Origin of the sequence: Paenibacillus sp. RRE4, assembly GCF_031844205.1 — a bacterium.
In the GTDB taxonomy this organism is placed as follows: Bacteria; Bacillota; Bacilli; order Paenibacillales; family Paenibacillaceae; genus Paenibacillus; species Paenibacillus xylanexedens_B.
The window spans coordinates 2340459-2366436 of the sequence record NZ_JAUZUT010000001.1; the positions used below are offsets into that span (position 1 = coordinate 2340459).

The 25978-nt window shown below is 41.2% G+C and carries 27 protein-coding genes and 1 pseudogene; 21 read left to right on the forward strand and 7 right to left on the reverse strand.

Annotation, left to right across the window (positions count from 1 at the left end):
• Positions 1-111 precede the first annotated feature (111 nt).
• Positions 112-1302 carry an MFS transporter gene (locus Q9R46_RS10515; RefSeq protein ID WP_311279993.1) on the forward strand — a complete coding sequence of 397 codons (1191 nt, stop codon included), beginning with the start codon at positions 112-114 and terminating at the stop codon, positions 1300-1302.
• 59 nt (positions 1303-1361) lie between these two features.
• Positions 1362-2216: an NAD-dependent epimerase/dehydratase family protein gene (locus Q9R46_RS10520; RefSeq protein WP_311279994.1), complete on the forward strand. Its 855-nt coding sequence runs from the start codon at positions 1362-1364 to the stop codon at positions 2214-2216.
• A 135-nt stretch (positions 2217-2351) separates the two neighbouring features.
• Here the strand turns inward: Q9R46_RS10520 and Q9R46_RS10525 are convergent, their stop codons facing one another.
• Positions 2352-2924 (reverse strand): flavin reductase family protein, encoded by a 573-nt coding sequence (locus Q9R46_RS10525; RefSeq protein WP_311279995.1) that lies wholly within the window; start codon positions 2922-2924, stop codon positions 2352-2354.
• Between the two features lie 319 nt (positions 2925-3243).
• On the opposite strand from Q9R46_RS10525, the gene Q9R46_RS10530 reads away from it, so the two are divergent.
• From Q9R46_RS10530 to Q9R46_RS10540, 3 genes are all read left to right on the forward strand, one after another.
• Positions 3244-3570: a hypothetical protein gene (locus Q9R46_RS10530; RefSeq protein ID WP_311279996.1), complete on the forward strand. Its 327-nt coding sequence runs from the start codon at positions 3244-3246 to the stop codon at positions 3568-3570.
• Positions 3571-3837: 267 nt separating this feature from the next.
• Positions 3838-5028, forward strand: coding sequence for a glycine C-acetyltransferase (locus tag Q9R46_RS10535; RefSeq protein WP_311279997.1), 1191 nt, complete (start codon positions 3838-3840; stop codon positions 5026-5028).
• A gap of 37 nt (positions 5029-5065) precedes the next feature.
• A complete protein-coding gene (locus Q9R46_RS10540; protein WP_311279998.1) occupies positions 5066-6025 on the forward strand; it encodes an L-threonine 3-dehydrogenase in 960 nt (319 codons plus the stop codon).
• Positions 6026-6147: 122 nt separating this feature from the next.
• Here the strand turns inward: Q9R46_RS10540 and Q9R46_RS10545 are convergent, their stop codons facing one another.
• Genes Q9R46_RS10545 through Q9R46_RS10555 form a run of 3 tightly spaced genes read right to left on the reverse strand, consistent with a single transcriptional unit; the run spans position 6148 to position 7720 of the window.
• A complete protein-coding gene (locus Q9R46_RS10545; RefSeq protein ID WP_311279999.1) occupies positions 6148-6621 on the reverse strand; it encodes a DinB family protein in 474 nt (157 codons plus the stop codon).
• A 59-nt stretch (positions 6622-6680) separates the two neighbouring features.
• On the reverse strand, positions 6681-7262 hold the full coding sequence (locus tag Q9R46_RS10550; protein ID WP_311280000.1) for a TetR/AcrR family transcriptional regulator: 582 nt from the start codon (positions 7260-7262) through the stop codon (positions 6681-6683).
• Positions 7259-7720 carry a nuclear transport factor 2 family protein gene (locus Q9R46_RS10555; protein ID WP_311280001.1) on the reverse strand — a complete coding sequence of 154 codons (462 nt, stop codon included), beginning with the start codon at positions 7718-7720 and terminating at the stop codon, positions 7259-7261. The genes Q9R46_RS10550 and Q9R46_RS10555 overlap by 4 nt, the downstream gene beginning before the upstream one ends.
• A gap of 247 nt (positions 7721-7967) precedes the next feature.
• Between Q9R46_RS10555 and Q9R46_RS10560 the strand changes: the two genes are divergently transcribed.
• The 5 genes from Q9R46_RS10560 (at position 7968) to ilvD (ending at position 13291) form a co-directional block, all read left to right on the forward strand.
• Positions 7968-8387: a GNAT family N-acetyltransferase gene (locus Q9R46_RS10560; protein WP_311280002.1), complete on the forward strand. Its 420-nt coding sequence runs from the start codon at positions 7968-7970 to the stop codon at positions 8385-8387.
• 513 nt (positions 8388-8900) lie between these two features.
• A complete protein-coding gene (locus Q9R46_RS10565; protein ID WP_311280003.1) occupies positions 8901-9800 on the forward strand; it encodes an oxidoreductase in 900 nt (299 codons plus the stop codon).
• Positions 9801-9826: 26 nt separating this feature from the next.
• Positions 9827-10732: a helix-turn-helix domain-containing protein gene (locus Q9R46_RS10570; protein WP_311280004.1), complete on the forward strand. Its 906-nt coding sequence runs from the start codon at positions 9827-9829 to the stop codon at positions 10730-10732.
• A gap of 184 nt (positions 10733-10916) precedes the next feature.
• Positions 10917-11582, forward strand: coding sequence for a GntR family transcriptional regulator (locus Q9R46_RS10575; protein ID WP_311280005.1), 666 nt, complete (start codon positions 10917-10919; stop codon positions 11580-11582).
• 17 nt (positions 11583-11599) lie between these two features.
• Positions 11600-13291: a dihydroxy-acid dehydratase gene (gene ilvD, locus Q9R46_RS10580; protein WP_311280006.1), complete on the forward strand. Its 1692-nt coding sequence runs from the start codon at positions 11600-11602 to the stop codon at positions 13289-13291.
• A gap of 395 nt (positions 13292-13686) precedes the next feature.
• Here the strand turns inward: ilvD and Q9R46_RS10585 are convergent, their stop codons facing one another.
• A complete protein-coding gene (locus tag Q9R46_RS10585) occupies positions 13687-14346 on the reverse strand; it encodes a YczE/YyaS/YitT family protein (RefSeq protein ID WP_311280007.1) in 660 nt (219 codons plus the stop codon).
• A complete protein-coding gene (locus Q9R46_RS10590; protein WP_311280008.1) occupies positions 14343-14783 on the reverse strand; it encodes a GNAT family N-acetyltransferase in 441 nt (146 codons plus the stop codon). The genes Q9R46_RS10585 and Q9R46_RS10590 overlap by 4 nt, the downstream gene beginning before the upstream one ends.
• 504 nt (positions 14784-15287) lie before the next feature.
• Here Q9R46_RS10590 and Q9R46_RS10595 point away from each other — a divergent pair.
• The 9 genes and pseudogenes from Q9R46_RS10595 (at position 15288) to Q9R46_RS10635 (ending at position 21702) form a co-directional block, all read left to right on the forward strand.
• Positions 15288-15782, forward strand: a complete 495-nt coding sequence (locus Q9R46_RS10595) for an RNA polymerase sigma factor SigV (RefSeq protein WP_311280009.1) — start codon at positions 15288-15290, stop codon at positions 15780-15782.
• 17 nt (positions 15783-15799) lie between these two features.
• Positions 15800-16684, forward strand: a complete 885-nt coding sequence (gene rsiV, locus Q9R46_RS10600) for an anti-sigma-V factor RsiV (RefSeq protein ID WP_311280010.1) — start codon at positions 15800-15802, stop codon at positions 16682-16684.
• 45 nt (positions 16685-16729) lie between these two features.
• A complete protein-coding gene (locus tag Q9R46_RS10605) occupies positions 16730-17596 on the forward strand; it encodes a DUF3298 and DUF4163 domain-containing protein (protein WP_311280011.1) in 867 nt (288 codons plus the stop codon).
• A gap of 12 nt (positions 17597-17608) precedes the next feature.
• A pseudogene (locus tag Q9R46_RS10610) lies at positions 17609-17842 on the forward strand (stalk domain-containing protein); the annotation flags it as partial.
• Between the two features lie 307 nt (positions 17843-18149).
• Positions 18150-19043 (forward strand): polysaccharide deacetylase family protein, encoded by an 894-nt coding sequence (locus Q9R46_RS10615; protein ID WP_311280012.1) that lies wholly within the window; start codon positions 18150-18152, stop codon positions 19041-19043.
• A gap of 39 nt (positions 19044-19082) precedes the next feature.
• A complete protein-coding gene (locus Q9R46_RS10620) occupies positions 19083-19739 on the forward strand; it encodes a YkyA family protein (RefSeq protein ID WP_311280013.1) in 657 nt (218 codons plus the stop codon).
• Positions 19740-19970: 231 nt separating this feature from the next.
• A complete protein-coding gene (locus Q9R46_RS10625; protein WP_341180932.1) occupies positions 19971-20093 on the forward strand; it encodes a paeninodin family lasso peptide in 123 nt (40 codons plus the stop codon).
• A gap of 340 nt (positions 20094-20433) precedes the next feature.
• Positions 20434-20568 carry a paeninodin family lasso peptide gene (locus Q9R46_RS10630; protein ID WP_145414279.1) on the forward strand — a complete coding sequence of 45 codons (135 nt, stop codon included), beginning with the start codon at positions 20434-20436 and terminating at the stop codon, positions 20566-20568.
• 297 nt (positions 20569-20865) lie between these two features.
• Positions 20866-21702 carry a class I SAM-dependent methyltransferase gene (locus tag Q9R46_RS10635; RefSeq protein WP_311280014.1) on the forward strand — a complete coding sequence of 279 codons (837 nt, stop codon included), beginning with the start codon at positions 20866-20868 and terminating at the stop codon, positions 21700-21702.
• 242 nt (positions 21703-21944) lie between these two features.
• Here Q9R46_RS10635 and Q9R46_RS10640 read toward each other — a convergent pair whose 3' ends face one another.
• The gene (locus Q9R46_RS10640; RefSeq protein ID WP_311280015.1) at positions 21945-22574 is read right to left on the reverse strand and encodes a DUF6985 domain-containing protein; all 630 of its coding nucleotides are present in this window, start codon (positions 22572-22574) and stop codon (positions 21945-21947) included.
• Positions 22575-23225: 651 nt separating this feature from the next.
• On the opposite strand from Q9R46_RS10640, the gene Q9R46_RS10645 reads away from it, so the two are divergent.
• The gene (locus tag Q9R46_RS10645; protein ID WP_311280016.1) at positions 23226-24191 is read left to right on the forward strand and encodes a quinone oxidoreductase family protein; all 966 of its coding nucleotides are present in this window, start codon (positions 23226-23228) and stop codon (positions 24189-24191) included.
• A gap of 432 nt (positions 24192-24623) precedes the next feature.
• Positions 24624-25961, forward strand: a complete 1338-nt coding sequence (locus Q9R46_RS10650; RefSeq protein WP_311280017.1) for an ABC transporter substrate-binding protein — start codon at positions 24624-24626, stop codon at positions 25959-25961.
• Positions 25962-25978 lie beyond the last annotated feature (17 nt).

The window sequence follows — 25978 nt, forward strand, 5'->3', positions numbered from 1 at the left end:
CAATTCCTATAGAAAGAAGCCATTTGCATGAGAAACCTTAGAACCAAAAGCCTTAGAGCACCCACAAAGAACTTAGCACCCAAGAGTGTACCTTCGATCGCAATCCGATCCATGGACAAAGATTACGAACTGAATCGTTGGCTATGCGTTTCCGCACTTTTTATGACATCTCTGAATCTAAGACCTGTTGTTTCATCTATTGCGCCTGTCTTGGGAAGCATTCAACACGACCTTGGCCTAAGCGGCGCTGTATCGAGCTTGCTCGTTTCTATTCCGGTGTTATGTATGGGAATACTTGCTCCGTTCTCAGTTAAATTGAGTGAAAAATGGGGGATTGAGCAAGTTATTACCTTCTCCTTAACGCTGATTGGGGCGAGCACACTTTTACGCCTGTTTATCCATTCCGCTTCGTTGTTATTTTTCGCTACATTGTTATCCGGTGTGGGTATTGCTATGATGGGGCCCTTATTATCCGGCTTTATTAAGAAACATATGGCCGACAGAGCACCTTCCATGATTGCTATCTATTCTATGGCTCTAGCATTGGGCGCGGCACTTGGTTCAAGCCTTACTTCACCGTTGAATTGGAAGCTTCATTCGTGGCAAATGTCATTATCGTTCTGGGTGATGCCCGTGATTCTCGCTTTACCCCTATGGCTTAGTATACTAAAGCGACATCCTTCTAGTTCTAAGACAAACTCAACCGTTGCATACAAAAAATCCTTAGAACTGCCTTGGCAAAAGAAAAAAGCATGGATTCTAGCTGTGCAATTCGGAATGTTATCCCTTGTATTTTATTCCCTGTTAGGTTGGCTTCCCTTAATCCTTATTGGTGCAGGTGCTTCCAAACTTCATGCCGGGCTTATGGTTACTGTGTTCGCTTTGATACAAATTCCAAGTGGTGCCATTGTGCATCAGTTACTTAAAAGCCATCCATCAAGAAGAAACTGGCTCATCGTATCCGCCATGATGCAGGCTGCCGGTCTGTTACTTATGTTCTTTTCCACTTATTTATGGCTGGCTGTGTTTATTTGTGGTTTGGGATCGGGTATGCTGTTTGCATTGCTCAATTTGCTTCCGGTTGAACTGACTAATTCGCCTGAAGAGGCGGCCTCATGGGCCGCTATGACGCAGTGCATAGGCTTTCTAATTGGGGCAACTGGCCCATTCTTAACGGGTTATTTGTATGATCGTATGGATCACTTTAATGAAGGAATATTGGTCATGGTATCCATCTCTATAGCGATGGGAATCCTATCTTTAACTATGGTATCTAAAGAAGATTCATTGGTTTTATCATAATAAAGCATACGAAACTTCAAAATAATAAACTGTAAAACAGAACCTGGAGGTCTATTTCTATGAAAATTTTTGTTGCTGGCGCAAGTGGCGTTATTGGGAGATTGTTGCTTCCGAAACTCGTACAGGCTGGACACGATGTCATTGGCATGACGCGGAAAGAAGAGCAGAGACAGGCCATTGAACAAACAGGCGCCAAAGCCGTTCTCGCAGATGTGTTCGATCGAGAGCAGATGGTAAGTATTTTAGCGAAAATTAAACCCGATGTTGTTATTCATCAACTTACCTCATTAAGTCAAGGCAGCTCAGCAGAAAATGCACGCATACGCATTGAAGGAACCCGGAATTTGGTAGATGCTGCAAAACAGGCGAAGGTACAAAAAATCATTGCACAGAGTATATCATGGGCCTATGAACCTGGCACAACTCCTGCGACGGAAGAAACCGCATTGGACATGTTCGCTCCTATGCCTAGGAATACAACCATTAACGGTGTTGTAGCCCTGGAGGAATATGTAAAAGAAATTCCTGTGCATGTCATTTTACGGTATGGTACTTTGTATGGGCCTGCAACCTGGTATGCTAAAAATGGGGATACAGCAATAAAGGTCATGAACCAAGAAGTGAAGGCAACGGATGGGGTATCTTCTTTTGTGCATGTCGATGATGCTGCGAATGTTGCTTTGCTGGCGCTGGATTGGCCAACGGGTACGTACAACATTGTAGATGATGAACCAGCTAAGGGAGTGGACTGGCTACCTGTATACGCTCAAGCCTTAGGTGCACCAGCACCAGATATTCAATCGGGAGCAGCCCAGTGGGAGAGAGGAGCTTCTAAACACAAAGTCAAAAACGAATGCGGGTGGGTTCCAGAATATCCCACATGGAGAATAGGCTTTGCTAAGTCACTGCAGTAACTTTCTCACTATGAGCATGTAACCGAGTATCGGCAATACAAAAACTCGTAAAAAGCTAGAATGCGAAAGGAGTCCCTCAAAAGGGGACTCCTTCTTTTAACTCTGTTCAGATAACCCTATTCAGACAATTTAGTTCTACTTCGGTCTATTAAGATACAATGGATGGTTCTTTTCCGGACTTTCGAGATTTAGTATTTTGTAGGTTGACTGGCCTGTATATAATGGAATCTGAAGCTTTGAGAAGTCGGGGAGTCCATTCTCTAAAAAGCATGGATCATCTCTATACCGTTGTACAATTTCTCCTGCGATCCACTCATGGTCGCCAAAGCTTGTAATGCTCAACGTACGGCATTCATAAGCAAAATAGGCATCCGTGAGAATAGGTATATCGACTTGAAGTCCTTCTTCATACTTAATATTGAATTCCTTGAATTTGTCCAGATCTCTCCCACTGTATGTTCCAACGGCTTGAATTATTTCTGAACAATGTGCAGGTAAAAAGTGTACACCGAATACTCCGCTTTGCTCTATTAATGTATAGGTATAGGTCTCTTTGCGAAGCGATATACCATATATTCCTGGCGAAGAGCCGATGTACGTATGCCATCCAGAAGCCATAATATTTTGTCGCCCCTCATGGCGCGAAGTCACTATGGCAACCATTCCAGGATATGAATACCATGATTCGTCTTGGATCGGATGTCGCATGAAAATCACTCCTTTTAACCGATTTTTCAACAGGGTTGGGGGTTTCTAATTAGAATTTCACTAGTCCACTTCATTGATTTTTAGGAATCGTTTCAAGCACAGCAAGCTGGCGAGCAAACTTGTAAGATTACGTAAATTTTTTAGAGATCCTAATGGTTAACATTAATCAATAAACTTTCCAAATTGCGTAATCCTGAAATCCTTATATGCTTTAACAATAAAGAATATACCATAATCTGGAGCATAGTACATTGTCATATAGTCATAATAGTATGCATCTAGATTAATAGCATTATTTTATCTGGATAGGAGCTTAAAGATGGCATTTAGAATTGTCGGAGAATTAGAAAACAAATTGATTATCTACGGATACAGGAAGTCCTTGGGATCGCGCACTTATTTACCTTTTCTCCCCGAAGCTCTCTCTACTGAATTTACAGATGCTGAAACGGTGCTAGAGCGAAACAGTAAAGAACACATGATTTATCAAATCTATTACTGGATTGAAGGAGAGGGAGAATTCATTTTGCGAATAATTGTCTCGTATTGGGATGACTCAATAACCATCCTTGCAGATGATGCTAAAATTGCGGTACGAGCCTATAATGCTCTGTGCGAAAGTCTGGCTCGTTGGCAGTTACAGTGAAGCTAACTTGGAATAGTAACTTAACTCATTACTTGAAGCTTTAATAATTGAAAAAAATAAACAAAGATTAGTAGCGATTGTTTCCGGGAATAAGCAAGCAATCGCTATGTGTATTTGCGGATATTTTGGTTTTTTGTCCTCCTCATGTGTACAAAAGACGAAAAAGATGCTACATTTAAATCAGTATAACTCCTTTTATAACAAGGTTTTTCAGGGGAATAACATGTCTCCTGTACAAGGACACTCGTATATCGAGGAGGGAATAGAATGTCAAGCAAAGCATTGGATCATTTTTTAAGTTCGAACATCGAAGATCTGAAGACCAGAGGTCTATATAACGTTATCGATACGCTACAGGGTGCAAATGGTCCGGTTATTCGAATCGACGGAAAGTCTCTAATCAACTTGTCTTCTAATAACTATTTGGGACTGGCAACAGATTATCGCCTGATTGACGCTTCAGTTAAGGCAGTGCAGACATACGGGGCAGGAGCAGGCGCTGTGAGAACCATTAATGGTACGATGGATCTTCATATTGAGCTTGAAGAAAAACTTGCCCTTTTCAAAAAAACGGAAGCCGTTATCGTGTATCAATCGGGGTTTAACTGCAATATGGCTGCTATATCCGCAGTAATGGATCAGCATGATGCGATTTTATCAGATGAGCTGAACCACGCTTCAATTATTGATGGCTGCCGCTTGTCGAGAGCCAAGGTGATCCGCTTTAAACATTCGGATATGAATGATTTAAGACAGAAGGCGAAAGAGGCCAAGGAATCCGGTCAGTATCATAAAATTATGGTCATCACCGACGGGGTTTTCTCCATGGATGGTGATATCGCAAAGTTGCCCGAAATCGTGAAAATAGCAGAAGAATTCGATCTGATTACTTATGTGGATGATGCCCACGGTTCAGGCGTTCTCGGAGCAGGTGCGGGAACCGTGAAGCATTTTGGATTGTCCGACCGCATCGACTTTCAAATTGGCACTCTCTCCAAGGCAATCGGCGTTGTCGGCGGTTATGTCGCGGGTAAAAAACAACTAATTGAATGGTTGAAGCTGAGAAGCCGTCCGTTTCTATTCTCGACATCGCTGCCTCCGGCTGTAATCGCTTCTTGTAGTGCTTCTGTCGACATTTTAATGAATGACAAAGAACTGATCGAGAAGCTGTGGGAGAATGGCAATCATTTGAAAAATGGCCTGAGCCGGCTTGGATATGATGTAGGCCAAAGCGAAACACCGATCACACCATGTATCATTGGCGATGAAGTAACCACCCAACAGTTTAGCAAACGGCTCTATGAAGAAGGCGTTTACGCCAAGGCAATCCTGTTCCCTACGGTTCCGAAAGGAACCGGAAGAATACGCAACATGCCGACTGCTGCACATTCCAAGGAGATACTGGATCAGGTCATCTCCGTTTATGAGAAAGTTGGCAACGAAATGAAGCTGATTTAGTTGCACCTACGGGAGTCTATTTCGGGAGGAATGTCTTATGAAGAAGATATTGGTGACCGGAGCACTGGGCCAGATCGGTTCTGAGTTAGTTGTTAAATTACGTGAAATTTATGGTGCGGATCACGTCGTTGCTACGGATCTCAGGTCATCGTCCCACGAAATTACCCGATCCGGACCATTCGAACTGCTGGATGTGACAAATGATAAGGCCATGTTTGAAATCGCCAAGCGGTACGAAGTAGATACCGTCATGCATTTGGCTGCGCTACTGTCGGCTACGGCAGAGGAGAAACCTCTGCTTGCCTGGAATTTGAATATGGGCGGATTGATGAATGCACTCGAAATATCCAGGGAGCTCAGTTGCCAATTTTTCACGCCAAGCTCGATTGGATCTTTTGGCCCTTCAACTCCGAGAGACAATACCCCGCAGGATACGATCCAGAGGCCCAATACGATGTACGGCGTGAACAAGGTGTCCGGTGAACTACTTTGTGATTATTATTTTTATAAGTACGGTCTGGATACGAGGGGGTTACGATTCCCCGGATTGATATCTTATATGACACCTCCCGGTGGAGGAACGACGGATTACGCGGTGGAAATATACTATGCAGCTGTGACGACTGGCCGGTATACATCTTATATCGCCAAAAACTCTAACATGGACATGATGTATATGCCGGATGCCTTGAACGCTATCATTGATTTAATGGAAGCGGATTCATCCCGATTGATACACCGAAACTCATTTAATGTCACCGCAATGAGCGTAGATCCGGAGGCTATTGCTGCAGCGATTCGGGAGGAGATTCCTGGCTTTATCCTCGATTATGATGTTGATCCGAAGAGACAGGCAATTGCCGATAGCTGGCCGCATTCCATTGATGCGACGGCAGCGAAAACAGAATGGGGATTTCATGCCCGTTACGACTTGAAGGCCATGACGAAGGATATGCTCTCACAACTAAGTGAGAGACAAATACTTCGCAAAGCTTAAAGATACGTTGAATTCGTTGTGTAAAGCGAGTAGAAATGCAAAAGAAGCTACATCAAGAGGTTGGGCGTTACCACGACCTTTTGTTGTAGCTTCTTTTTTTATCCTCCAGCCCAGTTGTTTCCTTAGTCGGATTCAATTATGCTCTTGATATTTTTAATAGTTGCAAAGTGCATTGCTTCATGGTAAATCAGAAAACCCAGTAAATGTTCTACATTCGTAAAGCTAAGTCCTGTGGAAGACTTGTAATGAGGATGGATTTCTTCTTTCAATTTGCTTGAAAGTACCGATTCGCCCCTTTCCATTTGTTCAGTTAACACCTCGATTAATTGAGACAACGTTGGAGGCTCTGTATCCCAGTCAGACGGTTTAGTCCCTGGATCAAACAAGATTCTAAAATTAGCAGGATATTTGGTTTCTTCACCAGTAAGCTGGAAAGCGAACTTCTCATGTATAACATACATGTGGCCCAGATTCCATTTTATATTGTTTTTCAAACCTGTTGGAATGATTTCGGATGCAGAGTTATTTATATTCCTTACATAATCAACTACTTGTCGGCGAACAAATTTCAATTGATCTGCGACAAAATTGCTCATGTTATTGACCTCCCATAAAATAAAGTCACTAATGAAAACGTAAGAGAAAATACTTCTGGTCATTGACCAGAGTTACTTTTAGAAACATAAGATGAGACTCGTTGTGAAAGATTTGCCAACGTACGTTCAAAGAAAGATTTGTCATTAAGCGCTCTACTCAGAACCAATGCTCCTTGAATACTAGCAATTATTTCCTCTGAAAGCTGATCAGCAATCTCTTTAGAGACACCTGTTTGAACTAGTGCCGCGCTTAAGGCTTCAATCCATCTTATAAAATATTGCTGAATTACAGTAGCGAATCGATCTCTTGTTCCGTCCAAAGCGAATGCACCAATAAGGCATATGCGCTGTCCCGATTGAAAATAAGTATCGATCTCTTGCCACATATGATCAATGGCTGCCAGGGGTTCATTCTTTTCGAGCGGTTCAAAAATATTTTTGACAAACCATTGATCGATATGAGTAAGAATTTCAGCAACCATCTCATCTTTTCCACCTGGAAAGAAATAATATAAGCTTCCTTTTGATAGACGCGTACGGGCTGTAATTTTACTTAAAGATGCACCTTCATAACCTAATTCACGAAATACCTCCGTAACGAGAGGGACGACATCCGATTTTTCAAAAACAGTACGTGTCATAGGTTTAACTCACTTAGACTTGGGTGTTCAGCAGGGCGTGTGCCGAGAGGCCAATGAAATTTTCGTTCCGATTCCTTAATCGGCATGTCATTAATCGAAGCAAATCTACGCTTCATCAACCCGTCATCAGCAAATTCCCAATTCTCGTTTCCATACGATCTGAACCAGTTGCCACTATCATCATGCCATTCATATGCGAATCTAACTGCAATACGGTTATCCGTAAATGACCAAAGCTCTTTAATAAGGCGGTAGTCCAGTTCTTTGGCCCATTTTCTAGTTAGTAAAGAAACAATTTCTTGGCGTCCTGTTATAAACTCGCTCCGATTTCTCCAATAACAATCCTCGGTATACACAAGTGAAACACGCTGAGGGTCTCGGCTATTCCAGCTGTCTTCAGCCATACGAGTTTTTTGGATTGCTGTCTCATGTGTGAATGGGGGAGTTAAATTATTCATTAGATTTTCCTCGCTTTCTAAACTGTTTGTATCAGTATAAACCGATCGGTTTATAAAAGCAAGTTCATGATCGTTTTGAACTTCCCAAATAACAGAATTGGTATGTTGTAAAAGAATAAAAACTGGTACTTACTTGGCCCCCAATTAAAGTGCTAACATAATTTTTAGATCACTTCAGATTGGAAAGAAAGAGCACTTAGCGATTTTTTATGATGAGTTTAAGCATAGAATTAGGGGGTTTGATCTGATGCTAATCAGAGAAGCAAATATAAAAGACTATCCACAATTGAGACAAATTTATCTGGATTCCCGTCGTGAGAGTTTTCATTGGGTTAACAAAGATGAAATGACGCTTGATGATTTTGACCGGGATACATCGGAAGAACAAATCCTTCTTGCAGAGGAGAATGCCCATATTCTAGGATTCACCTCATTGTATGTACCTAATCGATTTATTCATAATTTGTTTGTACACCCCACTGCTGCTGGCAAAGGTGTTGGCGATCTGTTACTCAAACGGGCTGTAGCCGAACTGGGAACGCCAGTCACATTAAAATGTGTTTCCGAGAATCACATAGCATTGAATTTTTATAAGAAACGGGGTTGGAAAGCTGTTGTTGAGAAAGGAGAGCCTGGAGCGAAATATTGGGTTCTGATTTATGAGTAAAATGAAATACAGAAGGTTAACAGATACGGTTCATACTTAACATTAACGCAGGAGTGGTTACAATGGATATTCGTGTAGATGATTTGAGTGGGGTACAGGTGATTGGATTAATTGCAGAACATCTGCAAGGCATGGCCGAGGACTCTCCACCACATTTATGACGTAGGAACTGTAGGACACGCTTTGAGAATATACAGAACTTTCAGGAGATCTAGAGAACGTTTAGAAATTTGAATATCTTTTTTAGAAAATAACATTACATTTGAAGAACAGCATTCTGTAGATACAGAGGGTGCTGTTCTTTGGCGTATAGTTTGATTGCAAGGTATATTAATATGTAGAGGAACTTTAAGGGATTCTCTGAGATCAAGCAAATTAATACAGTGATTTGTATAAATTCGTAGTGGATGCGTATATGTACCATGCTGTTGATCAGTAGTATCCTAATATTAAGAAAATAATGAATCAATAAGAGCTGAAGTCAGTGAATGAAGAGAAGGGCAGGAGACGAATATGAGTAAACAGCATTGGGACGCAACCAAAATACCTGATCAACAAGGAAAAGTGATAATCGTAACAGGCTCAACGAGCGGTCTTGGAAAAGAAGCTGTAAAAATCATTGCAGGTAAGAACGCAAAGGTTATTATGGCTGTAAGGAATGTGGATAAAGGTAAAGACGTTGTCAATGAAATCCAAAAGAAATTCAAACATGCTGATATTGATGTTAAGAAATTAGACTTATCCAATCTGAGTTCTATTAGAGCTTTTGCAAATGTAATAATGGAAAACTATGACCGGTTGGATATACTGATAAATAATGCAGGAATTATGTTTGGTCCTTACTCCAAAACGGTTGACGGGTTTGAAAACCAGTTCGGGACCAATCATTTAGGCCACTTTGCGTTAACAGGCTTACTCATGCCGCTGTTGAAAAAGACAGAAGCATCAAGAATTATAGCGCTATCTAGTTTAGCTCATACGATGGGAAATCTCAATTTTGAAGATTTGAACTGGGATGCGAGAAAATATAATACGCAGAAAGCTTATGGTGACAGTAAAATATCAAATCTTTACTTTACGTATGAGCTTGCAAGAAGGTTAAATAAAGATGGTAATCATCCCAGAATCACGGCTGCACATCCGGGTTGGACAGCTACGGACTTACAGAGAAACTCGGCTCTCATGAGCGGAATGAATAAATTTTTTGCGCAACGTGTGGAAATGGGGGTTTTACCAACCCTTCGAGCTGCTTTTGATGAAAACGCCAAAGCCGGAGAGTTTTATGGACCATCAGGAATAATGAATATGAGAGGCTATCCCGTTGCGCACTCATCGAACAAACGATCCTATGATAAAGCAAGGGCTAGAGAATTATGGAAACGTTCAGAGGAAATGACGGGAGTAAAATTCTAACTTGGTAAAAACAAAAGGGTGATACGATGAACGAAATAATCCGAATTGATTCAATCTCTTCATTGCATGAGTTATTGGGGTATGACAAACCCAAACATCCTCTGATAACCTGTATAGAACTAAACAAATTTAATCCGAAGATGGTATACCAGAACAGTCAGTTTATCAACGGATTTTACACAATCTCATTAAAGAACGGTGAGAATTATGAAATCAAGTATGGCCGCCGCTACTACGATTTTAGTGAAGGAAGCATGATCTTTGTAGCGCCGGAACAGCTATTAACGGTGGACTACGATCCGGGGGATAGCGGTGCGGAAGGCTGGATGCTCTGTTTTCATCCGGATTTGATTAGAAAAAGTGCATTAGGAAACAAAATGGATGACTATTCTTTCTTTTCTTATGTAGCGAATGAGGCGCTTCATTTATCAGAGAAGGAGAAGAATATCGTAACCAAAATCGTGCATATCCTCGTTGAGGAGTTCAATCAGAATATAGATATATACTCGGCGGACTTAATAGTTTCTAATCTTGAAGTATTGCTTAACTATGCAAAGCGATTCTATGGGAGACAATTTATTACCCGAAAAACGATTCATCATGATGTGGTGGGCAGATTTGAGCAAATATTAAAAGAGAGCTTCACCTTGCATCAACTGGGGAAGAAAGGTATACCTAGTGTGAAAGAGCTTGCCAAGGAAATGGGGTACTCCACCAATTATTTAAGTGATCTGTTAAAGAAAGAAACAGGAAAAAATACACAAGAACATATTCACTATCAGATCATCCATCATGCCAAAAACTTGCTATCCGGTTCTTCAGAACCGATCTCTAGTATCGCTTATAAGCTTGGATTCGAATATCCGGCCAATTTTTCTAAATTTTTTAAATCACGGACCGGAATGTCGCCGAATCAATTTAGAAAATATTAAAGTTCACTGAACCAGACCGATAGAGACCCTTATTATCGCTTATGAGGGTCTTTGTTTGATGATGAGAGGAAATAGCTCATAAAATTATTATAAGGAAACAGGAATAAAATGAAATAATCATTGCTTCTCGATCTCGTATGCGATATATTGCATACAAGAATAATTGTAATGAGGATGACAAACAATGCCAATTCCTAAAGACTTTGCCTTACCCGTCCGTATGTCTGCAAAAGAAAGAGCGTTTTCTCAGATTCAGCGATGGATTATTGATGGAACACTGCAACCAGGTGAAAAGCTAATTGATGCGGAAATGGCTGAATCCCTTGGAGTCAGCCGAACACCGATTCGAGAGGCATTCCAGTTACTCGAAGTTCAAGGTCTAGTATCGATGCATCCAGGAAAAGAAACAAAAGTAACGAGTATTGAGAAAAACGATATTTTCAAGATGTATTCAACCATGGCTGCTCTTCAAGCCTTGGCTGCTGAAATCACCGCCAAAATTATTGTTCCAGAACAGATCGAGAAACTAAGATCTATTAATTTGGAATTTGCAACTTCCATTAAAAATGGTCAAGTGTACCAGGCCATGGAGGTGGATGAGTTATTTCATAATTATATCGTGGAGCTCTCAGATAATGCTTATGTGGCCACATTTAATGCCTCTCTTCAGATTCACATTAGGCGATTTAAATATGTGTTTTTAAAACAACCGATTACGGCTACACTTGCTTCAGTCGAAGAGCATGATTTGATTATTAAAGCTTTCGAAGGCAAAAATAGTGAGGATGCTCACGTGTTAATGAAACAAAATTTTATCAGGCCGATGCAGGAACTGAACGAAATACTTTGAAATGAGGGGGAAAGGATATGGAAAATAAAAAAGATCTTCGCATTCGAAGCAAGGTAATCAGTGAAGGTGCTAACCGGGTACCGAACAGAGCCATGCTGCGTGCAGTTGGTTTTCAAGATGAGGATTTCAAAAAGCCAATGATCGGCATAGCGAGTACGTGGAGTGAGGTAACACCTTGTAATATGCACATCAATGATTTAGCGGTAAAAGCTAAGCAAGGCGCACGTGATAACGGCGGTGCTCCATTGATTTTTAATACGATAACCGTTTCGGATGGGATTTCGATGGGGCACGGAGGGATGTTGTTCTCACTACCAAGTCGGGAAGCTATCGCTGATTCGATTGAAATCGTGAGCGGAGCCGAGCGTTTTGACGGCGTTGTTGCGATCGGTGGCTGTGACAAGAATACGCCTGCATGTTTGATGGCTATTGGTCGAATGAACATTCCTTCCGTTTATGTATATGGAGGAACCATTCAACCTGGTAATCTTGATGGTAAAAAGGTGGATATCGTTTCAGCTTTTGAAGCCGTTGGTCAATATCAAGATGGAAAAATAAATGATGAACAGCTACATAAGGTCGAATGTAGTGTTTGTCCAGGGCCAGGGGCTTGCGGGGGCATGTATACCGCTAATACGATGGCCGCGGCTGCTGAAGCAATGGGGATGTGTTTGCCGGGCTCTTCTTCAACATCAGCGATTTCAGCGGATAAAGCATTAGAATGCGAAGCAGCCGGTAAGCAGGTCATCTCACTCCTTGAACAAGAGATCTATCCAAGAGACATTATGACGAAGAAAGCATTTGAGAATGCGATCACCGTTGTTATGGCTCTGGGGGGATCAACTAACGCATTTCTTCATCTGCTAGCGATTGCGCACTCGGTAGAAGTCGATTTAACCTTAGATGATTTTGAGCGCATTCGTTTACGTGTTCCTCATTTGGCGGATCTGAAGCCAAGTGGTCAATATGTGATGCAGGATTTGAACGATATCGGTGGCGTTTCAGGGGTAATGAAGCTATTGCTTGCTGAAGGATTACTTCACGGGGATTGCCTCACGGTAACAGGTAAAACGTTGGCGGAGAATTTAGCGGAATCTGATCCACTTCCGAATGATCAAGAGATTATACGTCCACTCGATAATCCGTTGAAACCGGATGGACCACTGGTTGTACTTCGAGGAAACCTTGCTCCTGAAGGCGCTGTTGCCAAAATGTCGGGTATGAAGATCCAACAGTTCTCTGGCCCAACTAAGGTGTATGATAGCGAAGATGAGGCGACAGTAGCGATTACGAATGATGAAATCAAAGAAGGGGACGTCGTGGTTATACGCTATTGTGGTCCAAAGGGTGGCCCAGGTATGCCGGAGATGCTTTCCGTTACAGCACTCATAGTAGGAAAAGGGCTGGGCGGAAAAGTTGCTCTCATTACAGATGGTCGATTCTCTGGTGGCTCACACGGATTTGTAGTCGGACATGTATCACCTGAAGCACAAGTAGGCGGACCGATCGCTTTACTCCAAAATGGGGATATTATAACCATTAACAGTGATATTCAGGAAATGAAGGTTGAAGTATCAGAAGAAGAACTAGCCGCTCGAGCACAAGCATGGGTACAACCTCCGTTGAAAGTAAAATCCGGTGTGCTCGGCAAATATGCCAAATTAGTTTCTTCTGCTTCAAAAGGTGCAGTAACCGATTTGATGGAATAGACAAGATTAAATTTTCTGACCACCGTTAGTTTTCATCATTTGAAAATTAACGGTTTTTTATGAAAAGATAACTGGAAAAGGCGATACTACATCCTTTGTTGATTTATTTTAATGGGACTACAAGAACGTTCTATAAGCTGGGTGGTGGACAAGCATATTATTATAGACAACAAGGAAGCTGATAAGAGGGCGTTCCGAAGGATGAAAAAGATTTGTTTAGTATGCAATTATTAAGGACTGTATGAAGCACCATATGATCATAGAGGTGTAAAAAAAGATAGGTAACAATTAAGCAATGCAAAGTACGGTGTCGTGGAAAAGAACATGTTCCAATTGAAGTCGCTATTTTAGCGGCTTTTTTATTTTGTCAGTACAAGTTCTCACCCTCGGGTATTCTAAACGGAATGGTTTCCATCGACCTCATTATTTCCTGGTTCTGTTGAACTCACTTTTTCTATTATCTTTCCAATACATGGCATAAAAACATTTAAAATGGCCCCACTGAAGCAGACAGCCAGTGCAGTTCCTATACCTATGGGTCCATTAAAAATGAATGCCATGAACAGGAGTACAACGTTAATCAGAGTTCTCGCAAAGAATATATTGGTTCGAGTTATTTTTTGTAGTGAGAGTGTTAACCGATCGATCGGAATCGGTGCAAAATTGGTCTGTAGATACATGGCCGTTCCTATTCCTGCAATAACCAAACCGCAGCCGAAACACAAAAATTTGAAAAGCAATAGATCTGGTGCCACCCAAGTCCGTAACAATAGCAGCCAGAAATCGATACAAATGCCTGTTATTAGGGCAGTTACTAATCCCAAATATTCAGGTTTCTGTTTTTGTAGCAATGAATTTAAAAATATCATAACTAGAGCGATGATAATCTCCCAGCTGCCAACAGTTAAACCTACGTTTAGGGACAATCCGACCAGAAGAGCATCGAATGGAGAGCTTCCAAGCTTGGATTGTATGGTCAACGTAATGCCAAGAGTTAGAATTAAGATACCTATTCCGTAAATTAAATATTGATTTACACGTGAGAACGGCATCATTTCGATAATAAATCTTTTACCATTAGATAATGCGGGATTCCATCTTCCATAAATACATCGGAGGTCGTCTGGTATCCTAGCTTGTGATAAAATGCCTCTGCATGTGTTTGTCCGTGTAATTTAACTTTGGATATTCCTTTATTTTCTGCAATTTCTTCCAGTGATGTAACGATTAATTTCCCGAGACCATATCGGCGATAAGGTTTTAAGATACAGATTCGATCCAATTTACCAACGCCATCTCGAATAATAATTCTGCCTGTTCCGGCGGGGAGTTCATTAAAATAGACCAGGATGTGCTCACACTGTCCATCTAAATGATCATAATCATCAAACTCATCTTCAAGTGGTACATTTTGTTCTTTCACAAACACCTCTTCTCTTATTTGAAAAGCGACGTTGAGCCCCTCAATGGAGTCTATTTTTTTTGATTTCATTTCTTATAATCCTTTCAGAAGTTCATTTTGTAATGATAAACAAATTAAATATTCTTTTGGATGATTATAAACGATAATAATTTTGTTGTAAATACAACAAAAAAAAACAAAAAACACCGAAGGTCAAATAAAGGTCGGGTATGAAGGAAATGGATTCAGTTTGAACGAGTATAATGTCTCTTGTAAGCTATACCATGGCGGAAGTACATGACTTAATCAGTTAGTATTTTTTCGCTAAAAAGTTCGTTTGGCTTCGGTGGGGCATAATTCCGCAATACATATCCGAATATATAAAAGTGAATAAAAATTAGCGCAGAACCCTGGTGAAGCTGGGGTCTTTTAGTTGTTGAGCTGCTTGTTTGGCCCGCCATATCGCAGACAAAATCACAGCGACTGAAATTTTTCATTGCAAATCAAACTTTTTGAACAACTCGCCCGTCTTGCTTCCGTAAGGCAATTGCAATTGATGGTTACCCGCGCGGGCCCAAAGGAGTGTCAGATTAGATGAGAGTCGGCCGGAAGCTGGAAAAGCTTCTAATTCAATGTATCACTGATAACCAAGAAAGTGCATATCGACTGGCTTACAGCTATGTCCGCAACAAAGAGGATGCCCTCGACATCGTACAGGATGCCATCCATAAAGCGTTCATGTCCATCGAAAACCTGAAGAATACGGGTTCATTAAAAAGCTGGTTTTTTCGGATCATCGTGACAACGTCCCTGGATTTCATACGAAAACAGAAAAAAGTCCAAATTATGGACGAAGAAAAACTGGAGGTTGTGCTTCCAAGCAGCCAAGATCATTATGCCGATCTGGATCTGGCAAGATCACTGGATGAGTTGCCGGAAAAATACCGTATTTTGATTATCCTTCGCTTTTTTGAAGATATGAAGATCGAAGAAATTGCCGAAGTGCTCAACGAGAATCTCAATACCGTGAAAACAAGGCTCTATCAAGGACTGCAGAAGCTTCGGGTAAACATGAGCGAGGAAGAATAAAAAGAGGAGAGACGATAATGGATGATAAGCTAAATAGGATGAAACAGGAGTATGAGTCCACTCCTATTCCTGATGAATTAAATGAGATGGTGAATAGAACGATTGCTTCCCGGCGAACAAAAATAAAGGCCATGCCCTGGCTCGTAAGTGCTGCAGCTGCCTGCATCCTGCTGTCTGTCGGCGTAAACGCTAGCCCGACCTTCGCCAAGGCGCTATCTGAAGTGCCGGTGCTCGGGCAGATTGTCAAGGTGATCACCATACGGGAATATGCCGAACAGAACGAAAACACCGATGTGCATCTTAAAACGCCCGGTATTGTCGGCACCGGCGATTCTGAACTGGAACAGTCTTTGAATACCAAATATTTGGAAGAAAACAAGAAGCTGTACGAGGGCTTTAAGAATGATGTGGCCCAGCTGGAAAAAGGCGGGGGAGGGCATCTCGGGCTGGAAAGCGGCTATGAAGTCGTCACCGATACGGACCAGCTGCTAACCCTCTCTCGTTATGTCGTCGAATCAGCCGGATCCTCTGCTGAATCCCGCAAATACGATACCATCGATAAAGTCAACCATATCGTCCTCACCCTGCCGAGCCTCTTCAGCGATGATCGCTATATCCGAGTGATTAGCGACAATATTAAAGAGCAAATGCGTCAGCAGATGAAGGACGACCCAAGCAAGGTTTACTGGGTTCAGCAGCCGGGGACCGAGGCGGATATGCCAGAGGATGATCTGTTCCGCAGCATCGCGAAGGGCCAGAATTTCTACATTAATCAGAACGGCAAGCTAGTTATCAGCTTCGATGAGTACGCCGTAGCGCCTGGCTCCATGGGCATTGTTGAGTTTACGATTCCGACAGAGGTGATTCAGGAATTGCTCGTTAGCAATAAGTATGTTCAATGACTACTGTACGACTAAATCTTTTTTAATCACTAGGAGGTAATTACAATGAAAACGAAGCAATATACAACAAAATGGACTAAAAACTTAGCCGTAGCTGGCTTGGCAAGCATTCTGATGGTGTCCGCTTCCGGGTTCTCTTCCGCACATGCACAGGTCCAATCCGCTTCAGGTAACGGACAGATTACGGCTCCCGTGATTGCTACGAAAATGGTTACAAGCAAGAAACTCCACTCATCTGAGAAATGGCTGAAGACTTATATTACCATTCCCGTATTCCAAGGACTCACAGACAATAAATATCAGGATCAGCTGAACGATATCATTGAGACCCATGCCTCCAAGGATCTTACAAAATGGGAAAAGGCCGCCGCCGAAGCAGCCACCTTGGCCAAAAGGAATGGCTACACCATGCATCCCTACCAGCTATTGATCCAATATGAGCTGACATCAGACGGATCGGACAACGGCATGGTCTCCCTTAAAATCACTACGGAGGGGACCGGCATGAACAATCCGGAGACGCGTGTTGACACGTACAACTTCACGAATGAAGCCGAGGCGAAGCGCGTAACGCTTGAAGACCTGTTCGGCAGTAAGTACCCATCTCTGGATATGCATATTAAAACCGCAATCGCTGCAGACCGAGAGCTCTATTTTAAAGGGGAGAACGGGTTTCAGGGCGTAGATCCAGAGCAAAGCTTTTACGTGAAGGACGGCTATGCACACATCGTGTTCCAAAAATACAGCATCGCTCCGGGATCAACCGGCACGCCTGAATTTGAAGTGAAGCTTCCGGACCAGAAAGCCGTACACAGAGCTGTCCAAGCGATCATTCCTACCAGCAAGCATTACATCGGCAAAGACGGTAAGCTAATGATTCTTTTAGCCAGCGTGCTGCGCCAGCTGAATTAAGACGTTACTTGGAATGGCAACAGCAAAACCACCGACATTACCAAAGGAGCCCTCAGGAGCTCCATCAGCTTGAACAAGGACAGCTATTTGCTTGGAAAAAATGCTTCCCACAAGCTCGGGGCGGTAACGGAAATGAGAAATGGATACGTCTACGTGCCGCTGAAGTTCCTGTCCGATATTCTGAATTTGAAGGTCATCCAAGACAACAAGCAGGGTCAGATCACGATCTCCAACGCAGAAAATTAAAAACGCGCTTTCCTCCTTTTCTGTCCGCCCTCATATTCGATCACAGCAAAGACCGCCCGCAAGAATTTGCGCCAGCGGTCTTTTTTTTCTTGTTGAGAGCTTGAGACCCGCTCAATCACAGATAAGATCACAGTGGTTGAAATTTCTAATTAAAAAATCAAACTTTTCAAACAACTCGCCCGTCTTGTTTCCGTAAGTCAATCGCAATTGAAGGTTACCGGCGAATTTTTCTATGAATTTTATGTAAGAACGAGTTCATAGATTAATAGTTAGCATAAATTACGAGATGATAGGACGTGGACAGGTTTTGAAATCACATCATGAATCAACACAATTAAACGGAATTGCGATTCGCGGTGGAAGTCGCAAACGAGGAAGGAAGATTCGTTATGGAAAGTTAAGTTTGGTACTTATGGGTTTGATCCTCCTTGTCATGGGGACTACGTATGTATTCAGCGGTATGACACATTGGATAAAGACGATGGTTGAACCGCCACCCATTTCTGTTATTAAAGAGCCTGTTCAATTAGGGTTCATACAGGGTTCGCCAGACTCAAAAGAGCAACCGACGAGATTTTTGGGTCAAATCAGCAAAGTAGCGTATATTACCTTTGATGATGGCCCTAGCAAATACACGGAGCAATTGCTGGACATTATGAAGCAGTACGATGCTAAAGCTACTTTTTTTATGGTTGGAGAGAATCTGAATCACTACCCGGAAGCGGTGAAACGCTTGGTGAAAGAAGGCAGTTATCCCGGGCTGCATAGTATGACACATAGTTACAAAAAGTTATATAAGAGCGGCAGCTCAGAGAACTTTTTGAATGAATTTAAAGAAGTACAAAATAAGGTCGCGGCTTTGATTGGATATACACCACATCTGATACGTGCGCCTTATGGAAGCAGCCCACAGATCGGTGAGACATTTAGAGGGGATATCGCGGCAGCAGGGTTTAAAATGTGGGACTGGACAACGGACTCACTTGACTGGAACCTTCCCGGCCAGCCCAATAAAATTATATCCCGGATAGAAAGAGGCGCACACCGAGATATAGAAGTTATTCTGATGCATGAACGGAAACAGACTGTAGAAGCTCTGCCACAAATTCTAAAGCTACTGAGAGCAAAAGGCTATGAGTTTGAGGTTTACAATCCGAATGAGCATATGGTTGTTAATTTCAGCCACGATCCTCGCTTGTAATTTAACTTAGATAAACTATCAGTAAAAGAGGGAAAACCGGTGAAAATCACAAGTAAAAAACGGATATATGCTGTTCTTATTACCTTATTTCTTCTCCTACTTAACGGATGTGGAGAGCCTCAGGAGCCAGCGGTCAATCAGATTAATCTTCTAGCTCAAAATAGTCAGGTGATCGACAAATCTCTGGAGTCCCTTTTAAATCATGAACAAGAAGATATGAAATTATACAATTTTATTCTGAGGCAAGGGAGGGAGAAAAACAGTAACGTTACAGGACTGCTGGAGCAAGTGGAAACCCATATACAGGCGCGAAGAGCTATTCTTGAACAAATAGAAAAAGCTAGGCAGCAGGCAGATGAGCAAACGAAATCACTTCAACAATCACTGCTGAAACTTTCGTTTGAAAAAGAAAAAACACTTTCTCTTGCGGAAAAATCTCTCGAACAATATGAGTCAAGAAACCAAACACTTCAGATGTTTATTGAAGCTAATGGATTGGGTTTGGATGCTGAAGAGCAAATTTACGGAGCAATGAGGGGGCGTAATAAAACAGATCTTAAAGAAATCAAACTTGCTATTAAAAAGAGAAATGCTCTATATGACAAATTGAGTGAAATTCAAGAAAAGTTCAACTTACTAACCCAGACATTTAACAGTACTCAAGAGCAGCTTATGAAGCTAAGCCAAGAAAGATGAGCGAGCTTTAACTTGGGTCAGTAGCGCTACAAGGAAATACTTAACCCAGAGAAAGTAATGAAATAGGTTGTTTGCTTCGATACGAAATGTGTCTTATAATTTCATAAAGATACATTTCGTATCTTAAAAAGTTTGTTTAACACAATTAATGTAAGTAAGGTTACTCGCATCTTGGTACCAGTTTTTGTAGAAAGGAGGAGACGACCGATAGAAACGAAAAAAACGCCTTGGTTGGCACCAAAATTAGAAGTTCTGGATGTGCGGCAGCAAACGATGGCTGGCCGTGGATACAAGCAGATTGATTGGATTTCCGAACATGATGCTGACCTATATAATCCAGCGTCCTCAAGTTAAAAATCGTATTCTTGCTTAAAAAGTCGCCTGTGGGCGGCTTTTTTATTTTATCGGCACAAGTTCGTGTTAAGAGTCAAGAACAAGCACATAGTCCAATTACCAATTAGATAGGTGTCATGTAAAACACTATTATAGAGGCGAGTGAGCTTTAACTTGGGCAGTTAGCGCTACAGGGAATACTTCACCCATAGAAAAGGATGAAATAGTTGTTTACTTCGATACGAATTGTGTCTTATAATTTTCAAAAAGATACATATTGTATCTCAAAAGTTGTATCGCGCAATTAATGTACAGGTGCTCGCATCTTGGTTCCAGTTTTGCAGAAAGGAGGGAATGACCGATGGAAAAGAAAAAAACGCCTTGGCTGACACCGGAATTAGAGGTGCTGGATGTGCAGCAAACGATGGCTGGCTATGGATCCAGGCAAATTGATTGGATCGAAGAACATGATGCAGACCTATATGATCCGTCCTGAGATCCTACTTCAAATTAAAAATCGGATTATTGCTCAAAAGGTCGCCTGTAGGCGGCTTTTTCGATGCTAAGATGAGGGACAAGAACATGTTTCAATTTCGTATACATAAGGAACTTCAACAAAATCATGGTGATACATCGATCAGATTCACTCCGCTTCGTAAGTCATTTGGTAGAAAGCATTGGTTGCGGAAAGTATATATGTATTTTTTGATGAATTAAACTATATATCGGATTCATTTGTTATTTTAGACAGGTTCCACATCATTTATAGCGCTGTGAGAGGGGAGTGATCATTTTGAATACTTCTAAACAAATGATGCCTCATAATTCCAATGGTCTGTTTAGTACACTTGGAATTTATGGCGTCCAAGGAGTCTTTATTATTCTGTTCTTGTTATTAAGCCCTATCTACTATTTGAACAAATGGGACTTTAAACGTCGCAAAAAGCGGAAACCTTTCTACACAAGTAAATTAGTTCGATTGCAGGAGCGTTATCCGATTTTCTACGAATTGGCCATGTACGTTCAAAATTTTCCTATTCCTCGTAATGTCTATAAAGTTTTACCCCCTTTAAGGGGCGATGTTCTTCAGGTGGGCTGTGGTACAGGTTTATTGAACAAGTACCTTCGCAAGCAGAAGGATGTTCGTTTCCTCAACATGGATCCGAATTTAAATGCGCTAAAACTTGGAAAGAAGTGGGGAAGGTTTGATTCTTATATCCATGCTTTCATTGATAAGCCGACTCCTTTACCTGATCATAGCTGCGATATGATTTTGTTTGCGCGAAGCTTTCACCACATTCGTTATCACAAAAAAGCCTTCGTAGAGAGCTGCAGACTGTTACGTGACGGTGGATCAATCATTATTACGGACCCGGTTATTCTCAAGTCTCTTTCAGATTCTGTAACGGATGGTGGTTATATGGCGAACTCTTCGATTGATGGTGTAATTTGGAGATTTACCAAAGAAACATTAATTACTCACATCGAGCGCTGTCTTCCTCCTGAATTAAAGATTGAATCCGTAACCGAAACGAGACAAGTGCATGTAACGAATTATAATTTATTTGTGCCTCAGACAGATATCGTAGTGGTTCTTCGTAAAAGAGAGGCTGTATACAATGACAACTAAATTTATTTATGGTGTTTGAGATCTGTAGCATTATTCCATGTTTATCCTTTGCTCAGCAAGAAACATGTCTTGCGGATAATATAACTAAAGGCACCTCTCCACAGAGGTGCCTTTTTTGTCTATGATAATGTTCAGCCACTAAACAATGATTTTGAAATATAACAACTAGTGTAACGAAGCAAACTATGGTCTTGCGCATGAAAAAACTTCAACAGCACAAATCGATAAATTAATATTGCTCGTTAATCAAAAAGGCCGCTGATCCACCTGTTTCTAATCACTCCAGGCTCATTATAGTGACTATTCTCAAGTTTTGGTTTTAACCTCCAAAAACCTTTTTCCCACTGTGAACAATCGGGTTCAATATATTGAAGTCCGCTAATTACAGAATCAATATCAGAAGGGGAGAGATCGATGAGTTCTTTTTTATGGAATAGCGCTGTAAAGCCATGTTCAATAGAAATTTTGCAGTTTTTGTTAAAATTAAGGGAATAGTATGAATGCCCATCTTTAGCATGGTCATGTAGAATCTGAAGTATAGGAAAACCTACATATGAATGGATATCCTCTATCTCTTTAGGATAAATCGATTCAAACGAGTGATTTTGTTCATCATATATCTCATAAGAAATCCCGTAGGATTGCCATTCCAACAAACTTTCCAAGAAGATCGTATATATCTCGTGAAAATGCTTTTTAACATAATGAATTGTATTTAAATCTTCCGTGGTTAGTGCATGATTAGTATCGATAAACGTATTAAGCGAATAAATCTCCGTATTAAATAAATCTACCGAAGCTTTAACCTCCAATGAGCCATCCCAACTTTTATATTTTTCGATGTATCGCAATTGATCTAATGCTCTGTTCATTGTTCACCTCATAATTAATCTTTATTGAATGGTAGCTATTCAAATTAAAAATGCAACGTGAAATAAATATCTCAAGAGGTTGATATGCTTGGAGATAAAATACTTGATATGCGACATATCTTTGTTTAAAAGTGATATGTTCTCTTCATCACTAATTAATATAACAGAAAATTATTAGGCTTAATAGAATAACAATGAAAGTGTAGGGAAGAAGACATAGCACTTGTCGGGGAACAAGAACTTGTACTGATTTTCGGAATGGACAAGAACATGTTTCCACTTCTGATAGGCCTTGCACAAAGAGAAATGGACAGTTACAACTCCTACAGCCATTTTGGGGCTTGTTACTTTCAGCTCTTATTCTACATGAACAGTTGGATGGCTCACCTTTTTTTGTAAACACTTGTGTCGTAACAGACAGGACAGGATAACCATTTTATCGAACATTAGATAATAAGGGGATTTAATAAAGGTCAATTGACTAGGAGTGAGGGTATGGTTTTGAGCCAGAAAGACTGCACCATATTGCGGATGAAATTATGTCAGTGTTAAAATCTGTCTAAGGGGAAACGATTAACCTTATTTTGGAGTAAATAAAAGAAGCACGTTCTTTCAGAGCTCTTGAAAAATATATAAGAGGAGGCCACTCATTTGAAGGCACTTGTATTTCATAAATTCGGAGGACCGGAAGTACTAGAATATCTTGAAATTTCGGATCCAGTTATCGGGCCTGACGAAATATTAGTAAGTATGAAAGCCATCGGATTGAATTTTGCAGATATCTATAGAAGGAAAGGGAACTATCATCTTACCGGGAACTCCCCGTTTATTCTAGGTTATGAAGGGGCAGGAGTCGTTGAAAAAACGGGAGCTAATGTCCAGGGAATCAGCGTTGGCGACCCTGTTGCATTTGCAGATGTCCCCCATGCTAACGCAGAAAAAGTAGCTGTACCTATAGAAAAGGCAATTCTTATTCCAGAGAGCGTTTCATTTGACAAGGCGGCTTCTGTTTTACTGCAAGGGTTGACTGCCCACTATTTAACAAAAGATAGTTATGCGGTTAAGGAGAATGATGTAATTCTAGTTCATGCCGCAGCAGGGGGCGTTGGACAGTTGCTTGTTCAAATGGCAAAGCTCTTCGGTGGGAGGGTCATTGGTTTAACCTCCTCTAAGGAGAAGGCGTCGGTAGTTAAGAACTCTGGAGGGAATCAGGTTTTTTTGTACTCGGATGATTGGAAAAGAAAAGTCATGGAGGAGACAAAAGGTAAAGGTGTGGATGTTGTCTATGACTCAGTAGGCTCCACGCTCGAGGATAGTTTTGCAGTCACTCGCATTGGGGGAACGGTTGTATTTTATGGAATGGCAGGGGGAGACCCTGCTCCAGTTGATCCACGGATGTTGATGGATACGTCAAAAACGTTAACTGGTGGCGATCTTTGGAATTTCCTTACTTCCCGCGAGGAACGGGCAACCCGTTCAGCCGAGTTGTTCCGCTGGATCGAAGAGGGAAAAATAACGGTATCCGAGCCTACGGTATTTACACTACGAGATGGAAGAAAAGCGCATCAATTTCTGGAAAGCCGCAAAAGCACGGGGAAAATCTTATTAAGACCATAGAATCATATGAATCTAACCAAAACTCAAGCTGGCTATTCTTGCTGTATACAATGACAACTAAATCTATTTATGGTGTTTGAAATCTAGAGCATTATTCCATGTTTATCCGTTACTCAGCAAGAAACATGTCTTGCGGATAATATAGCTAAAGGTACCTCTCCACAGAGGTGCCTTTTTTTAGTTTATGATAACGTTCAATCTCCTCATAAACTTTATGATTTTATAATCAATTGGTCATATAAAGCCTAGTTCCTATATATTATAATACGGCACGTTAAGCGCTTACAAAGCGAACTCTAAGAATTGTTTTGAAAGGTTAGAATTATGTTAAGGATGGTGGTCCCAAGATGGATTGTAATCGCTTAAATTAACAGAACTAACTAGTCAGCCGACTTTTCAAATTCATAACAAAAAAGAGAGGATGACAAACAAATGAAAAAACGCAGTGCTTTAATTTCCATCGTTACACTCCTTATTATGTCACTTGTTTTTACTGCATGTGGTAATTCATCTGGTTCAAAAACGGAAACAAAGCAATTAGGTGCTAATGCCGGTGAGAATGCAACAGAATTATCATTTTGGACATTCGTAGATTTGCACGGCAAGCATTTGGATAAAATGCTGGGGTTATGGAACGAACAGAACCCAGACAAACAGATTAAGTTGAATGTAACGGTTATGCCTTACGATGATATGCATAACAAGCTCTTACTGGCAGTTACAAGCGGAAAAGGTGCTCCTGATATCGCGGATATCGAGCTAGGTAAATTTCCTAAATTTTTGGAAGGTGACAACGTTCCCTTGGAATCTTTGAATGATGTATTTACACCGTACAAAGACACTGTTGTTCCTTCACGTGTCGAGATTTACTCCAAAGCCGATCAGGTTTATGGTTTTGATTATCACGTAGGCGCTACGCTTGCTTTCTACAACACTGAAATTCTCGAACAAGCAGGGGTTGACTACAAGACCATCAAAACGTGGGAAGATTACAAACAAGCAGGTATCCAGGTTTACGAAAAGACTGGCAAGTACTTAGGTACTGCTGATACGTCAGCTTCGTTCCAAGCATCGCTGCTACTAGCTCAGCAAAATGCTGATTTTACAGATGAAAATGGTAATCCAAAGGTGAATTCGCCTGAAATGATTAAAGCGTTTGAAATGTTAGTCGATCTGCAGAAGAACAATGTTATTCATACGATCCCTGGCGGACAACCCGACACAGAAGAAGCAAAAGGCGAATATAACAAAGGGAACTACGCAAGTGCATTAATGCCTGAATGGTACATGTCCCGCTTTGTGAACGAAATGAAAGACCTTAAAGGGAAATATGCAATAGCTCCATTGCCTGTATTCGAAGAAGGTAACCCTCGTTCCGTTGGCTTAGGCGGTACTGGCACGGTTGTTACGAAGAATGGTACAGACGTTCAGTTGGCAAAAGAATTTGTAGCCTTTGCTAAGCTTTCGAAAGAAGCTACGACTGAAATCTGGAATACACTTGGATTTGACCCAATCAACATGGAAGTATGGAAAGATGATGCAGTTACGAAAAACCCTGATAATGAGTACGTCCAATACTTTAAAACAAATGCATTTGATACTTTGAATGAAATCAAAGACGAAATTAGAGCGATTAAGTCCGTTAAAGCTTCACCAACTATCGGCAATATATTCAATACGGTTACTTTGAACGCGATCTTTGAAGATGGCCAAGACGTGAAGGAAGCGTTGGATGAAGCACAAGCAGCCATTGAACAAGAATTGAAATAAATATAATAAGTGAATAG